General features: G+C 38.7%; 13 protein-coding genes. All 13 read left to right on the forward strand.

Translation table 11 applies throughout. From position 1 onward, the window contains the following. The first annotated feature begins 170 nt into the window (after positions 1–170). The 13 genes from B5X70_RS01985 (at position 171) to B5X70_RS02045 (ending at position 16444) form a co-directional block, all read left to right on the forward strand. A complete protein-coding gene (locus B5X70_RS01985; protein ID WP_079556170.1) occupies positions 171–773 on the forward strand; it encodes a DUF4290 domain-containing protein in 603 nt (200 codons plus the stop codon). A gap of 11 nt (positions 774–784) precedes the next feature. Then, positions 785–2089, forward strand: coding sequence for a UDP-N-acetylglucosamine 1-carboxyvinyltransferase (gene murA / locus B5X70_RS01990; protein WP_079556171.1), 1305 nt, complete (start codon positions 785–787; stop codon positions 2087–2089). Positions 2090–2371: 282 nt separating this feature from the next. Beyond that, the gene (locus tag B5X70_RS01995; RefSeq protein ID WP_079556231.1) at positions 2372–2932 is read left to right on the forward strand and encodes a peroxiredoxin family protein; all 561 of its coding nucleotides are present in this window, start codon (positions 2372–2374) and stop codon (positions 2930–2932) included. Positions 2933–3154: 222 nt separating this feature from the next. Beyond that, a complete protein-coding gene (locus B5X70_RS02000; protein ID WP_079556172.1) occupies positions 3155–3769 on the forward strand; it encodes a nucleotide exchange factor GrpE in 615 nt (204 codons plus the stop codon). Positions 3770–3788: 19 nt separating this feature from the next. Further along, positions 3789–4940, forward strand: a complete 1152-nt coding sequence (dnaJ, locus tag B5X70_RS02005) for a molecular chaperone DnaJ (protein ID WP_079556173.1) — start codon at positions 3789–3791, stop codon at positions 4938–4940. 29 nt (positions 4941–4969) lie between these two features. After that, positions 4970–5896, forward strand: a complete 927-nt coding sequence (locus B5X70_RS02010) for a hydrogen peroxide-inducible genes activator (protein WP_079556174.1) — start codon at positions 4970–4972, stop codon at positions 5894–5896. Between the two features lie 806 nt (positions 5897–6702). After that, on the forward strand, positions 6703–7590 hold the full coding sequence (locus B5X70_RS02015; RefSeq protein WP_079556175.1) for a DUF4249 family protein: 888 nt from the start codon (positions 6703–6705) through the stop codon (positions 7588–7590). A gap of 25 nt (positions 7591–7615) precedes the next feature. Next, entirely contained in the window at positions 7616–9991 is a 2376-nt protein-coding gene (locus tag B5X70_RS02020; RefSeq protein WP_159449975.1) for a TonB-dependent receptor, read from the forward strand. Between the two features lie 37 nt (positions 9992–10028). After that, positions 10029–10541 carry a porin family protein gene (locus tag B5X70_RS02025; RefSeq protein WP_157666474.1) on the forward strand — a complete coding sequence of 171 codons (513 nt, stop codon included), beginning with the start codon at positions 10029–10031 and terminating at the stop codon, positions 10539–10541. 386 nt (positions 10542–10927) lie between these two features. Continuing rightward, positions 10928–11500 carry a hypothetical protein gene (locus B5X70_RS02030; protein ID WP_079556178.1) on the forward strand — a complete coding sequence of 191 codons (573 nt, stop codon included), beginning with the start codon at positions 10928–10930 and terminating at the stop codon, positions 11498–11500. Between the two features lie 1008 nt (positions 11501–12508). After that, positions 12509–13405 carry a DUF4249 family protein gene (locus tag B5X70_RS02035; protein ID WP_079556179.1) on the forward strand — a complete coding sequence of 299 codons (897 nt, stop codon included), beginning with the start codon at positions 12509–12511 and terminating at the stop codon, positions 13403–13405. A 9-nt stretch (positions 13406–13414) separates the two neighbouring features. Continuing rightward, complete coding sequence (locus B5X70_RS02040) at positions 13415–15811, forward strand: TonB-dependent receptor (RefSeq protein ID WP_079556180.1); 2397 nt, start codon at positions 13415–13417, stop codon at positions 15809–15811. Between the two features lie 54 nt (positions 15812–15865). Then, on the forward strand, positions 15866–16444 hold the full coding sequence (locus tag B5X70_RS02045) for a hypothetical protein (RefSeq protein WP_079556181.1): 579 nt from the start codon (positions 15866–15868) through the stop codon (positions 16442–16444). Positions 16445–16598 lie beyond the last annotated feature (154 nt).

Here is a 16598-nt window from a genome sequence, read left to right on the forward strand (position 1 = left end):
CCCACTTGGGAATGAGTATTATTACCAAAGAATTCTGTTTGTTGACCTCAGCTTATTAAGTATTTGAAAAACAGATTCTGCCTTTATATTATCGACAGATAATTATCTTTAGCATACCAATAACTTATTATATTATATCAGGAAATTACTTTCCAACAGATAAATTATTCATGGATTATAATTCAACAAGAAAACCACTGGTGCTGCCCGAATATGGCCGGCACATTCATAAAATGGTTGATCATGCCAAAACCATTGAAGACAGAGAAGAGCGCACAAAGTGTGCTCAGGCCATCGTAAGTGTGATGGGAAACCTGTTTCCCCATTTGCGCGATGTGAGTGATTTCAAGCATAAGTTGTGGGATCATCTGGCAATCATGTCCGATTTTCAACTGGACATTGATTTTCCTTATGAATTCCCCGAAGCTGTAAACTTTTCGAGCAAGCCCGATAATGTTCCGTATAATGATTTCAATATGCGTTATCGTCATTATGGAAGGTTAATTGAGCAAATGATTGCGAAGGCAGTTGATATGGAAGAAGGAGATTTGAAAAATCACCTGATTGGTCTGCTTTCAAACCACATGCGCAAATCTCTTTTGAACTGGAATAAAGATCATGCTACAGACGATAGAATCATCAATGACATACGAATTTTGTCCGGCGGAAAGCTTGAAGTTACCCCCCAGCAATTGAGACTTCCAGATACCCGGGATAATCAAAATCGTGGACCAAGAAAAAAACATTTTCAACGCAATAAAGGAAGAGATTAGACCCATTGGTAATGAACAGTTTTGAGATAAATGGCCCCTGTCGGATGGCGGGAACCATCGTGCCACAGGGAGCAAAGAACGAAGCGTTACAGGTTATATGCGCCACTCTTTTAACTTCCGAAACAGTTTTTATTGATAACATACCTGATATTCTGGATGTGAATAATCTCATTCAGTTGTTGGGTGAAATGGGGGTGGAGATTAACCGGAAATCCCCTAATTCGTGTTTTTTCAAGGCTGCCAACGTAAATTTGGAGTACCTTCAATCCACCGATTTTCGAAAAAGAGCATCCTCACTTCGTGGATCCATTATGATTATGGGGCCACTTCTGGCTCGTTTTGGAAAAGCATATTTTCCAAAACCCGGAGGCGACAAGATTGGACGTCGCAGAATGGATACCCATTTCTACGGATTCGAAAAACTGGGAGCAACTTTCGAGTTTAATCCAAATGAGATTTTTTATACGGTTCATGCTGAATCACTCAGGGGCCGATATATCTTATTGGATGAAGCATCTGTTACCGGTACTGCAAATGTGATTATGGCAGCAGTGCTGACCCCCGGCGTTACAACTATTTACAATGCAGCCTGCGAACCATATATCCAGCAGTTATGTATTATGCTTACCCGAATGGGAGCATCCATCAGCGGAATTGGTTCAAACCTGCTCACCATTGATGGCGTGAAAGAACTTGGTGGTTGTAATCACCGGATATTGCCCGATATGATTGAAGTGGGAAGTTTTATTGGAATGGCTGCCATGACCAAAAGTGAAATCACCATAAAGGATGCAGAGCCGGAGCATTTGGGAATCATTCCACTGGCTTTTAAGCGAATGGGCATCCAGATGGAAATCAGGGGGAACGATATTTATATCCCTTCTCAGGATAACTATACCATTGAAACCTTCATTGATGGCTCTATTATGACCATCGCGGATGCTCCATGGCCTGGTTTGACCCCCGATTTGCTGAGTGTTTTTCTGGTTGTGGCCACTCAAGCCAAAGGGAGTGTGCTTATTCACCAGAAAATGTTTGAAAGCCGTTTGTTTTTTGTTGATAAACTCATCGACATGGGTGCCAGTATTATTTTGTGTGATCCGCACAGGGCAACCGTTATCGGCCATAATCATGAGAACCTGCTCAGAGGTAGCGTGATGACTTCGCCAGATATCCGAGCAGGGGTGGCACTGTTGATTGCTGCGTTATCTGCTCAGGGTAAGAGTGTTATTCATAATATTGAGCAGATTGACCGGGGATATCAGAACATTGAAATGAGGCTTAATCAATTGGGAGCGTCTATTCGTCGTGTTTAATCAATCATTCGTAAATGAAAAATGACTGTTAGTCATTTTTGTTTCTTTTTAACTAATCCTTATGTTTCTGATTATCAGAAATGTAAGGATTTTTCATTATAATATAATGATAATAATTAACAAACGCAAACACTTAAATTTGGATTGTATATGTTTTAAAGCATAATTTTGGAGCATAATTTACACCGGTCAACGTTTATTGTCAGTTCATGTAAAAAATGAAAAAGTTTACAATTAATGACGGAACTTTGTCCTGGTTATTATTCACCAAAACAATCAAATATGAGAATTAGAGCATTGATAATGTTGGCTGTGGCAGGATTGGTTTTTATATCCTTCATCAGTGGTTCCACCGAACCGGATATGGGATTAAAGATTGGAGACAGAGCCCCACAAATCGTTGCTTCTCTTCCTGATGGAACTTCTTTCGACTCAGACTCTTTAAAAGGAAAAATGGTGCTTGTGGATTTTTGGGCATCTTATGATGCACCATCACGCATCGATAATTACCGGAAAACTATGCTGTTGGAACGATTTGCCAATAGCGAGTTTCTTAACAGCGAAGGGTTTGTAATTGTAAGTATCTCTTTAGATCGATTCAAAACACCATTTTATAAAACCATTGAAAGAGATAATCTTTTTGATTTTTATCACATCTGTGATTTTGAAGGAAGAGAATCAAAACTGGCGAAAAAATTTGCAATTAGTGATCAGATGACCAACTTTTTAATTGATGGAGATGGTCGAATTGTTGAAACCAGTAACAATCTGGATCACATTGAATCAACACTCCAAAGAATGGAATCTGTTGATAGAACCCGATTTGCAGCCTATCGCAGATAGGGTGTTTGCTAATTGGTTTGTTAATGAACTTAAAGACAGTGTCAGGTTTCTGATGCTGTCTTTGTCATTATAGCAGAAAATATTTCAGCAAAAACAGCAAATCATGCCATTTTGTCCCGGTGTGAAGGATTGGCAAAAAAATTGACTACTTTTGCAGCGGAATCGTATGATTCAATCATCATTAATTCTAATCAGTTACAAAAAATAATAGTTAGTACAGATATGGCTAAAAAAAGTTCTGCAAAGAAGGAAAAAGAGGACGTTGTAAACGAAACCGAAGAGGTAGAGCAATCAACAAAACTTGAAAAGGAGGACGTTGATTCCAAAAACAATGGTGAGGCAAATCAGTCTGAAGATCAGGAACAAGGAGAGGTGGATGAAAAGGAGGAAATGATTGAGAAATTGCAGCAGCAAATATCTGATCTCAACGATAAGCACATTCGGTTAATTGCTGAGTATGATAACTACAGAAAGCGGACATTAAAAGAAAAAATAGATCTTTCGCGTCAGGCAGGTGAAAAAATATTTGTAGATATTTTATCTGTGGTCGACGATTTTGAAAGAGCCATTCAACATTTGGGAAGTGCCAGCGATTTGGATTCCGTTAAGGATGGCATTGATCTTATTTATAACAAATTCACCGGTTACCTGTCGCGCCAGGGAGTAAAAGTCATTGAAACGGAAAATCAGGAGTTTGATGCAGATTTGCATGAAGCTGTTACTAAAATACCTGCCCCTTCCGAAGAGATGAAGGGAAAAATAGTGGATTGTGTGCAAAAGGGATATATGCTTGACGATAAAGTGATCAGGTATCCCAAAGTTGTGGTTGGCGAATAAAAATTAAAGGAAACCTGTCATGTCAAAAAGAGATTACTACGAAATACTTGAGGTTAGCAAAAATGCTTCTGCAGAGGAGATAAAAAAGGCTTACAGAAAAAAAGCCATACAGTTTCACCCGGATAAAAACCCGGGAAATAAGGAAGCTGAGGAAAAATTTAAAGAAGCTGCTGAAGCATATGAGGTGCTAAGTAATCAGGATAAACGTAAACGTTACGATCAGTTTGGACATGCAGGCGTTGGTGGAGCTACCGGTGGAGGTGGTTTTGGTGGCGGCGGCATGAGCATGGATGATATTTTCTCCCACTTTGGAGACATTTTTGGTGGTGGTTTTGGCGGTTTCGGAGGTTTTGGCGGATTTGGTTCGTCCGGCTCACAACGGGTAAACAAAGGTTCAAACCTGAGGGTTAAGGTGAAGCTCACTTTACAGGAAATTGCCAATGGTGTTGAGAAAAAAATAAAGGTCAAAAAATATGTGAGTTGCCAGCATTGTAATGGCACCGGGGCCGATAAAGGTTCGGCTTACAGCGATTGTAGCACTTGCCGGGGCACCGGACAGGTTACCCGCATTTCAAATACCATTTTGGGCCAAATGCAAACCCGTTCAACCTGTCCAACCTGTCATGGAGAAGGACGTATCATTACCCACAAATGTGCGCAATGTAACGGCGAAGGCCTGATGAGAGAGGATGAAATCGTTACCATCAACATACCTGCCGGGGTGGAAGAAGGAATGCAGCTTTCAGTTTCAGGCAAGGGGAATGCCGCTCGAAGAGGCGGCATTAACGGCGATTTGCTGGTGCTTATTCAGGAAGAACAACACCCGGAACTTATTCGTGACGGACACGATTTGATTTATAATCTCACAATGAGCATTCCGGACGCAATTCTGGGAGCTCCAGTGGAAATTCCAACCGTAGAAGGGAAGGTAAAAGTGAAAATTGAACCAGGTACCCAACCCGGTAAAATATTGCGACTTAAAGGAAAAGGTTTACCTGAGGTGAACGGATATCACAGGGGTGATTTGCTGGTCAGAATCAACGTGTTTATTCCGAAAGATATTTCCCGGGAAGATGCCAAAGTCATTGAAAAACTTAAGGAATCGGAGGCTTTTATCCCCGGTCAGGGAGATGAACAAAGTTTTTTCAGCAGAATGAAAAACATGTTTTGATATTTCCCGGAATCTATTAAATCTATACCATGAACATTCAACAACTGGAGTACATTGTGGCGCTGGATGAACACCGGCACTTTGTAACGGCAGCTGAGCATTGCCACGTTACCCAGCCTACTCTCACCATGCAGTTAAAAAAGCTTGAAGAGGAGTTAGGCATCCAGTTGTTCGATCGCACAAAAAAGCCATTAAAACCAACTCCCGGTGGAGAAGTGTTTATAGCAAAAGCCCGAAGAATTTTAATGGATATTGACGACCTGCACGCCTCGGTTGCAGGAGAAAAATCGGGCATTAAAGGGGAATTCCGTTTGGGCATTATTCCCACATTGGCTCCTCATTTGTTACCGCTGTTTTTAGGCCATTTTGTGGAAAACAACCCCGAAACCATTCTTAGGATTGAAGAGATGGAGTCGGAGTACATCATAAAAGCTCTTCACGAAAACCGTTTGGATGTGGCCATCATGGCCACACCCACTGATGAGCGGAATTTCAAGGAAACGGTTTTGTTTAATGAAGCGTTCCTTTTTTATGCCCCCATTGGACACCCGTTGCTAAATACCGAAGAAATTGAAGCTGATAAATTGGATGTTTCAGGCATGTTGTTACTTTCCGACGGCCACTGTTTCCGAAATCAGGCGTTGAAAATTTGCAACAAAGGCAGCAACGAAAGCAATTTTCAGTTTCATTACCAGAGCGGATCCATTGAAACACTAAAAGGGTTGGTGCGCAAAGGGATTGGCTACACCCTGGTTCCTGAATTGGCTGTTAACGGAGTCGATAAAGAATTCATGCGTCGCTTCAAAAGTCCCGAGCCGGTTCGCGAAGTTAGCCTGGTTACACATACCAGCTTTTCCCGTACATTGCTCATCGAAAAATTAAAAACTTCTATCAGAGAAACACTTCCCAAACACATAGAAGCTCCCAAAGAGTTTGTTAAGATTAAGTGGCGGTAGGGAAGTAGACCCCAGCGAGGCATGAGCATTAATATAGAGCACCTCCTACGCACATTATCTAAATAATTTATTGCCCTGTTAAGGGTAAATGCATGAATAAATATTGCACACTTGCAGTACTCCATCATTTAATAATTGAACATTTGTGGACGATGCCCCAAGACAATGCGGGCCCTTTCAGGATCAACATAATAGTAATGTGTCAAAGCGGAACTTGTTACAATAATATTTCGCGATTTGGATTTGGGAGCTGCATCATTTAACTTAATTTTTATTTGCAGCTTTATTTTTTTTTTTTTTCTTTGCAGGGCGAAAAGAAAAATTCCGGATACAAGTTTTCCGGTATAATCAAATGCAAAACCTTAATTTATTGATATGATAACCCTTAACTCTATTCCTAACAGACCAATGCTTTTATCTCTTAATCTTCTTCTGCGGATATTCTCTTCGTGCAGATTTACCTCCTTTTTTGTTTGCTACAACGATTCCTGAACATTATGTGTTTTCAAAAAGCATTTGCATTTATGTGCTGCTTGTAGACAAATTCCATATTCTAAATTTTAAAGATATTTCTTATTGCCGTCAAGTTCGTCATCGGATGACTTAAAGTCATCCGATGACGAAATGGATTAATCTAAAATTCGTAATTTTTATATAATTAAGGACTTTAATTTGTCTAATTCCGCCATACGGGACTTCTCTCAGCTCAGCGGTTTACAATCTAAGTCCGATACATTCGGGGCTAACAATTTATTGGGTTAAATCAGGATTTAATAATTCACAATGAAAACTTATCTAATTTATTAATGACTAAATATATATCAGTTTTTTGGCTTTTGTTTCTTGTCTTATTATCCTGCGCTAAGGTTATTGACTTTCCGCCTGTTGATTTTGAGAAAGAAGCAACAATGAATGCTTTTGTAATTGCTGGTGAGCCAATATTGGTGCATTTATCTAGTTCTGATTATATTGAAGGTGGAGAACTCCACCCAATTACTGATGCCGAAATACTTATTTATTCCAACGGGGAATTGATCGATCATGACATATATTCAGAATCTGGGTGGTATTATTCTGAAATAATAGCTTCAGAAGGGAAATCATATTGTATTCGGGCAGCATTGACGCAGGGTGATACTTTAATTGCCAACCAAACGGTTCCGGTTAACCCTGGTATAATTGCAATAAATCACATTAATGAAGCTGGTGTTGATGAAGAGGGGGTAGCCTATCCATCTGTAAAGGTAACTCTTGAAAACAAATTGGAAAGGACACACTATTATGAAATAATTCTTAAATACAGAGAACGAGAAGAAGTGCAGATCCCTGAAATCATTTTTATTGATGATCCTTTATTGTTAAGAACAGGATTGCCGCTTTTGTTATTTACTGATGAAGGCGTCACCGGTGAGGTGTATACGGTTTCAATAAACTATACTACCGGAAGTGTTTCAGGGAGTGTTGATGGTGGCGAGAAAATGCAGCTATATCCTTTAACCGTTGAATTGAGAGCTGTAACCGAAGAGTATTATAGTTACCGGGAATATTATTATTTAAATATGCAGTCTCAACGCGAGCTTGAGCCCGGGCAGATGAATTATCCTGTTCCTTTATATTCTAATGTTAACAATGGGTATGGGGTTGTTGTAGCCTTTAGCTCTGTTGTGTCTGATGTTATTGACCCAAATGAGTAATCTTCGATTTTCTATATTTTTATTGTTGACGATATGTTTATTCTCTAATGTGTCGGGGCAAATACGTATTGGGGGTATTGTAAGAGATGCTGTTACCAGGGAATCGCTAATTGGGGCACACCTTATTTTAAATAATGGCAGTGTGGTGGGAGTAACTGATAACAACGGTTTTTTCACATTACAAGTCTCTATTGGAAGTCATTCTCTACAAGCATCTTATATTGGTTATAAAACAAAAAAGGCTCCTTTGTTTGTTTCTAGTGATACCATATTGCATATTTTTCTTTCACCTGATACCAATCTGGAAGAGGTGGTTGTAAAGGCAGGAATGATCACATCATCCAATACACACCGGATAAGTGGGGAGCTAATAGATAATCTTCCTGTAATAAGCGGAAAGCCGGATGTAGGCAAAGCACTCCATTTGATGCCCGGAATTTCCGGAACACACGAAGCATCTTCAACTTTAATAGTAAGGGGTGGAGGCCCGGGGGAGAATTTATATATGTTGGATGGAATTCCGTTGACTTATGTTCATCATCTCGGAGGATTCTCTTCGGTCTTTAATCCTGAGATATTGAACGATGTAACTGTTTATAAAGGTGGGTTTCCTTCCCGTTTTGGCGGGAAGTTGTCATCTGTCATAGATATTACACAGCGAGAAGGGAATAAGAATTCCTATAAAGGAAGTCTTGACATTGGAGTTACCGATGCCTCTTTCAGTTTTGAAGGTCCTTTGATAAAGGACGAAGCGGGTTTTATTATTTCGGGTCGAAAAACTATGTTTGACCCGTTGCTAATTTGGTTTACCAATAATACCAATTATGGAAATGTATTCTATTATGGTTTTCATGATATAAACGTAAAAGCAACATGGGACGTTAGTCCATCTCAAAAACTGACATGGTTTATCTATCATGGCGACGATTATCTGGTTAACAGATCGGGACGGAAAGGATCAGCTTCAGGTGTAAATTACCGACATCGTAATGTCTGGGGGAATTGGTTAACAGCACTTCGGTGGCAACACCTGATAAACTCCTCCACATTTTTTAATAGCAGTTTATCATATTCAAGATACAGGATCCAAAGCCAGAGTAAATCAGAGTCTTTACATGATAATTCAAAGTTTGAAAGATTGAACCAGTCTGCCCTTGATCACTATTTGTTTCAGAACTGGATCAGGAATGATCTGTTCCCCTGGTGGAAAATGAGATTGGGTCTGGATGTATCAATATATCGGCATTCCCGATTCTATGCTGATAAAATGATGGAACAGGAGGCAATACAGGCTTATGAACCTATTGCTTATATTGAGAATGACATATCTGTATCTGATAAAATTGAAATTTCTCCCGGTTTTAGATATGTGCTTTATAACAGTACCGGATATCGAAAGTATAGTTATGAGCCCCGGCTCTCTGTGGGATATTTTGTAACAGAAAAGCAACGGATTGGGTTTGACTATTCCCGGGTACGACAGTTTAATCATCATATTCAATCAGCAACCGGTGGTTTTAATAATGAATTGTGGTTGCCATCGGACGATTTATTGCCGCCATCTCGTTCAGACCAGTGGTCATTAGGATGGACAGGCTTAGTATTTGATGGAGATTTAGATTTTGGTATCTCGTTGTATCATAAAAGATTGTACAACCTGATTTCATTTCGTGATGGCTACGAGACTCCATTAAACAATCCCGATTTGAACAAATTCGTTAATGTCGGAGGCAAAGGAACTGTTGAAGGTTTGGAGTTTTTTCTGAACAGAAACAGAGGTGTGTTTACCGGATCTTTGAATTACACATTGTCAGATGCGAATCGCATTTTCCCTGATGTAAACGATGGCATTGCGTATAACTATGAATTTAACGCAAAACATTCGGTTTCGCTGTTCTTGAATGTTTCCATGAGTGATAGGTGGAGTATTAATGGTTTATGGACGTTTCATAGCGGATTGCCCTACACTCCGGTAATAGGGCGACATACAATTTTAGACCCCAACATGGAATTTGGGGAGTTGCCATTTGAAGAGGAAGCACTTGTATATGGAAAGCGTAACAGTAACAGAATGTCCAGTTATCATCGAATGGATGTGTCACTGGTTAATAGGGGTTACACACGTTGGAATCATTTGAAAAGAGAGTGGCGCTTTGGAATTTATAATCTCTATAACCGACACAATCCTGCTTATTACAGATATGCAAGATATTTCGATAATCCTGGCTATCAGGGAACAGATGATTATATGCCATTTAATTTGTATAGTGTTAGTTACTTCTCCATAATTCCCTCTGTTTCTTACAAAGTTTATTTTGGCGAAAGAGGGAATGGCAGAAAGTCTGCTGATGGAGGTTTTTTTAAACGTTTTAAAAGATGGTTTTTTTATGAAGTAGATTAGCAAAAGGTTAGGTATTGGAATTGTTTTAAGCTTTTTATTGGGGATCTCATTTTCTGGTTATTCACAGGAAGATTTAACTAAAAAGCAATTTCATATTGAAATTCACACCTATGAAAGGGAACATCCTTCAAGATTCCCTGAAGACTTATGGGGTTATGCAGTGGCTGTGAATTATTCTTTTACACCAACATTTCGTGCAGGAATAGCATTGGGATACCATGATATTCTGAATACTCTTAGTAGCCCCGGACAATCTACTATTACTACTGATATTCCAATGTATAGCGTAGGCTTACAAGGATCCTATCATTTTTCCGAATTATTATTCGATAATAGAAATAGTCGTCTGGATTTATATGTAAAAGGAAAATATGGCTCTGTTTATTTTAACCCTAATGATGATGAAGTAATTATGCCTAAAAGGAATAGGATATATCATGGCTTTTATTTAGGAGCAGCATTTGATTTGTCGCCAGGATTTGGAGTTTTTGGAGAATACGGAGCCGGTAATTATTCAGATTTTGCATTTGGTGTTGTCGTAAGGTTTTAGATTGAGAGATTTTTCAAGTGTTACATCTATTCAATCTTTATGAGTCAACTATTATTGACTCGCAATATGGATTATAGTTATTGATGGTTTAAGTAACTGTTTAAATTTAGCACGGAGAATGTGATTGAATCGATTAAAATGCAGCCGTTCAATTTTATAACATTATGCACATTAAGAATATTCCATTTGAGAAGACACGGAGAGCACGGAGTTTAAAATCGCATTGCGATTTTTTTCTCGGTGATTTCTGTGTCTTCTATTTACCAGTGAGTTCGTTTATTATCGAAGTTCATAGTTTTCATTCATTTAAAGGAACCATTTCATATATATATCTGTGTTAAAAAAAATTTAATTCTATTTTTAAACAGATTCTAAGTCTTGTTTTTATGAAGAATGTAGTAATAGGGCTTGCTTTTTTGATATCGTTTCTGCTTTTATCTTTTAATAAATGTTTTAGCCAGATATTTGATGAGCGTAGATATTTATATGTTAGTGTATTGGTTGATAATTTCTCCGATCTGGTTACCAGCTATGCTAAAGAAAATGTTCATGTTATAGGATTATCCATTGACTATGAGGTGTTGCCGTATTTAAGAGCCGGATTGTTTGGCGGGTACAAAACCTTAAACACTATAAGATATAACAATCCTGAGAATCCGATGTTGGGATACGCGCAAGCAGGATCACCTTTATATAGTTACGGTTTTCAATTGTCCTATCATTTTGCAGAACCACTGTTTGGAAATCGTTATTCAAAATATGATGCCTATGTCAAAACAAAATATGGTTGGATTGATGTAGATTCAAATATTGGGTTTAGTCCTGAGCCAGGTGTGTATTCAAACTATGGGATTTATGTAGGGGGAGCAGTAAATATAATACACTCATTATATCTTTTCGGCGAATTGGGTATTGGCACCTACTCTTATAGTTCTTTTGGCCTGCGTTTTGGATTTTAATCTCACTAAAAAATAATAATTCGCACAAGCCTAATCTAGCAGATCAATTATTTAACATGGTGATTATATGCGTATAATTGCACACAAATGCATGATAATAAGGGAGCTTTTGTTAGGATAATGTGATTTGACCTCGCAGGTTACCACAAACCCCTTATTATCCCAGCCACCAGACGAATTCTTATAATTTTTATCGGATAGGAATAATTTTTTTGTTCAATTTATTTTTGCATATTTCTTTTTTTTTTCTTTGCAAAGCAAATTCGATATCCCTGAACGAACGAGATCAGACATAATCGTTTTCAAAACCCTAATTAACCATTATAGTGACCCAAATCCACAACTTCAACAAGCAAATTGCTTCATCTCTTAATTACCTCCTGGTATTTTTATATACAGGAGAACCTACCTCCTTTATTGTTTGCTACAACGATTCGTGAGTTATTTCACATCAGCCCTGATGGTTTAGGGCTTGCTATCTTATATCTTTTTTCCTGTTAGTTTTTTCGATGGTTTTCATAAGAAATGAAAAATTCATTGGGATAATAAGAATTCCAATTTGGACTGCATCTCCATAGCTGATAGGTTTGATGCAGGCCGCGCTTCAATAGGGGATGATCGATCCAAACAAATTTTAACCAAATGTTTTTTGCTTGTTTCTTTTTTTTCTTTCTTTGCAAGGTGAAAAGAATATATCTGAACGAACGTTGTCAGATATAATTCCACAAAACCTTAACTTATTAAACTATGCTCTTAATCCCGACTTTCATTAAGCAAAATTTATCATATCACTTTTCTCACCTGAGCTTGTTATGTTCAGGACGTTTAACTTGTTTCTTCGTTTGCTTCAACGATTCCTGATTAATTCATAACTTTTTTCGCGACAGGTTCTTATGTATAGAATAACCGCTTTGTTATTCTATGTTTAATATCAAAATAAATATTTCTCTTTCATTGGTCATCAGATAGCTCTGGTCAGTAGTTCAAGTCTAAAATCCCTGCAATCTAATGGCTAAAATTACTGAGGTTTATCCATCTTTTTTTATGAAATTACCCTTAATGCTCCTTTCTTTCTTGTTCTTCACCTCATGCGTCAAGGAAATTACTATGCCCGATTACGGCTTAATGACTCAGCCTTCAATGAATGCTGTGGTTAAAGGCGGAGAACTCATCACGGTTTACTTGTTTGAAAATGGAACAACTGGAGGCGGAGAGCTCAACGCAGTGAACAATGCGCTGGTTGAGGTCTGGAATGACGGGATAATGATTGATTCCGTAAGCAATGCTGATGAAGGCGAGTATGAAACGGAGGTTGAAGCTGAGTTTGGCAAGGATTATGAAATTAGGGCGACGATAGATGGTAAAACAATGTCTTCATCTTTCCGTGTTCCTTCACCACCAGTTTTAATAGAGGCTACACATATTCCTTTCGGCGGGGTTGATGATGAAGGCGCTATATATCCTGGAGTAGAGGTTGTTCTTGAAAGAAGTAGGTTGAATGATGCCTACTATGAGGTGGTTATTTGGCTCGACACTTATGACAACTTACGGCCGGCAGAGTTCTATTTTCTGAGAGACCCTTTTATTGTTCGTGAAGGTTTGCCACTTGCATTGTTTAGTGATGAGGGTGTCAGCGAAGAGAGTTTTTCGGTCTTCATTACATATACTACAAACTCGCATTCCGGTGATGCCATTAAAACGTATCCCTTTTTTGTTGAATTAAGATCAGTAACCGAAGATTATTACCACTACCGGAGAAGCTTTTATTTGAATATGAACTCGCAGGAGGAACTGGAGCCCGGTCTTGAAAACAGTCCTGCGGATCTTTTCTCCAATGTTAAAGGTGGTTCTGGACGAGTTGTTTCTTATAGTTCCGTAGTTTCTGAATTACTTAATGTTGATTGAAGTTGAGATATGAAGTTTATATTTTTGGTGTTATTGGTTTTTAGTTTTTGTTATCAGGCAACATTGTCGCAACATCGGGTGTCCGGGTTTGTTAGAGACTCTTTGTCCTCTGAACCCCTTATTGGTGCTTATGTTATAAAATCGTCCGACGGGCGAGGATCTGTAACCGATGTCAATGGATTTTTTTCCATTGATGTACCGAAGGAGAATCCGGAATTAACTTTCTCTTATGTGGGTTACTCCTCACAAACTGTTAATTTTAAATTAAATAGTGATACTGTTATAACGGTACGAATGACAGTTGATAATATGATCTCTGAAGTTGTTGTCAGTTCGCGCGAAGCTCCCATGACAAACATTCACACTTTAAGCATGGATGTAATCAATACACTTCCTGTTATCAGCAGCAAACCTGATGTAGGAAAAGCGCTACAGATATTGCCTGGTATTGAAGCCCCAAGAGAGGCTTCATCAGAGTTGGTTGTACGAGGGGGAGGAGTTGGTGAAAATCTCTACTTACTGGATGGAGTACCCATTACCCATGTTCACCACATAGGAGGGTTTTATTCTGTTTTCAATAGCGATATCATCAACGATGTATCGGTTTACAAGTCTGCATTTCCTGGTCGTTATGGCGGCAAACTCTCTTCCGTAGTCAGCATCTCCCAACGCGAAGGAAATAAAAACCACTACAGCGGGAGCTTTGATATTGGCATTACGGATGCCTCCTTAACTATTGAAGGCCCCATATTGAAGAATAGATTGAGTTTTATATTGTGCGCCCGAAAAACAATGATTGATCCGTTAATGGCTTATGCAACCAAGTCCTCAGAAATGGGGTATTCCATGTATTATGGCTTTTACGATTTGAATGGCAAAGTAGCCTGGGATTTGTCCGACAAAAGCAAGATCACCTTTTTTTCATACCAGGGTGACGATTACATAAAAATTAAATCGGACAAAACGAGTCGTTACGACGATTTGGATTTTAATCGACGTTACGCATGGGGGAATAATTTATCCGGCATTAGGTGGCAGCAGGTTTTAAACTCCGGCGGTTTTATATCAAGTTCCCTCTCTTATTCCAGGTATCGTGTGGTTGACGAGTCCAATACGCAAACAATCGATTTAAGTTATAGGGAGAGAGCCCTGTCATCGTTGGAGAATTATCTGTTTCAGACCGATTATAAGCAGCGCATAGCCCCATTTTGGGATTTTCGGGCAGGAGGCAACCTCTCATATTATTTTTTTGACAGGGAATTTAAACAGGAACAGGGCGTAATCTCCAATGAGTTAAAATCTTCAGAGATAGCTCTTTTTGCTGAAAACTATTTCTCTCTGCCCTTAAATCTGTTTTTACAGTCTGATTTACGTTTTGTTCACTATCGTAATGCACCATATACTTTTAATTCTTGGGAGCCGCGCCTCTCATTTGGGTATATTCTTAATAATAATCATCGGTTTAGTGTGGATTATTCGAGAATGAGACAATTTAATCATTTAGTAACTTCACGTTCCGGGATTTATAGCAATGAACTTTGGCTGCCTTCCAATGAGATTATGGTTCCGGCTTTGTCCGATCAGGTTTCATTGGGTTGGGCCGGGAATTTCTACGGAGGAATGTTCAATGCAGGGGCTTCAATATACTATAGACAATTAAGTAATCTGGTCACCTTTAAAGATGGGCATGAGTCTTTTCTCAACAGTGTTCATTCAGCTGATCTGCTACACCATGATGGTGCCGGGGTTGTTCAGGGCTTTGAGTTTTATTTGAATAAAACCAGTGGTGACTACACCGGCTCATTAAGTTACTCGTATTGTAACAGCAACAGGAAGTTTGAAGAGGTTAATCAATCCTTCTCTTATCCTTATGAGTACAATGCCAGACATAATGTCTCGTTATTTCTGCATCGCCAGTTGTCTGAAAAGTGGAGTGCAGGCGCTTCATGGACACTCCATTCAGGGTTGCCATATACCCCGGTAACCTCAAAAGAAGCTGCCATAGATCCTGTCACCGGCTTTTATGATGATGTTATAATTGAAGAAGGGTTTGTTTATGGGAAACGCAATTCTGCAAGAATGGCCAACTATCACAGAATGGATTTAGCATTTAAACATACAAGCTATACTTCCCGACGAGGGCATAAACAGGAGTGGCGACTTGGCGTTTATAATCTTTATAACAGACACAATCCAGCTTATTACAGTTATAGCAGGTATTTTGATGACCCTAACTTTGTTTGGACTGAAGATTATAGACCCTACAAGCTTTACAGCATCAGTTATTTTCCAATTATTCCAACCATATCCTATAAAATTTATTTTGATCAGAATAATTTTCATAGACGCAGCAGCGAAACCTCTATTCTGAAAAGAATAAGAAATTGGCTCTTTTATGAGGATTAGGGTATAGAAGAGCGATTATTAAATATTAAGTGTGAACCATAATCTTATAAAACGATGAAACGAGTAGGTCTTTTTTTTATTTTTTCTATTTTTTTATTGACTAAAGTAGCTAACTGTAATGCACAAAACCTTTCATTCTCTGATAGGTTAAGTGTAGGTGCTTATATCTCCGACTGTCCCCTGGAAAGGTATTCATTTAATTCAAGCTGGTATGATCATCCTAATATAATTGGCGTTTTTGTGGATTATAAGTTTACGTCAACTTTAAGTGGAGGAGTTTATGGAGGATATAATGATATGTGGCAATCAAATTCAGTTTGGACCGGAAGCGGTTTTCATACTTCGACTGGGACATCTTCAACTTATCACTTTGGTTTGCAATACAAAGCGCACTTGATGCCTTTATTTGTACCCGGACGTCAATCAAGAATTGATTTATATAGCAAAGCAAAACTCGGCAGGGTTGTGTCAGGTGGGGATAGTAATATTGTTTATAACCCACCTAGAAGTTTTACAGATTATGGTGTATATGCAGGTATGGCTTTTTATGTGTTTGGCAATTTTGGTCTGTTTGCTGAATATGGGTTCGGGGTTGTCTCGGAAAAAACATTTGGATTGACCAAGAGGTTTTAAAGCAATTGGATGAAGATTTAATTATTCGTACTAAGACACCTTTTTTAGATGATTAATCCTATCGTACCTGTTGTGTTTATTCGGATTTTAACTCAAGAGTCATATTTTAACGATATATATTCGCATTTGCGTAGTTGTTCTAACAAGAATTTTT

The sequence above is a fragment of the Alkalitalea saponilacus genome (assembly GCF_900168165.1).
In the GTDB taxonomy this organism is placed as follows: Bacteria; Bacteroidota; Bacteroidia; order Bacteroidales; family Marinilabiliaceae; genus Natronoflexus; species Natronoflexus saponilacus.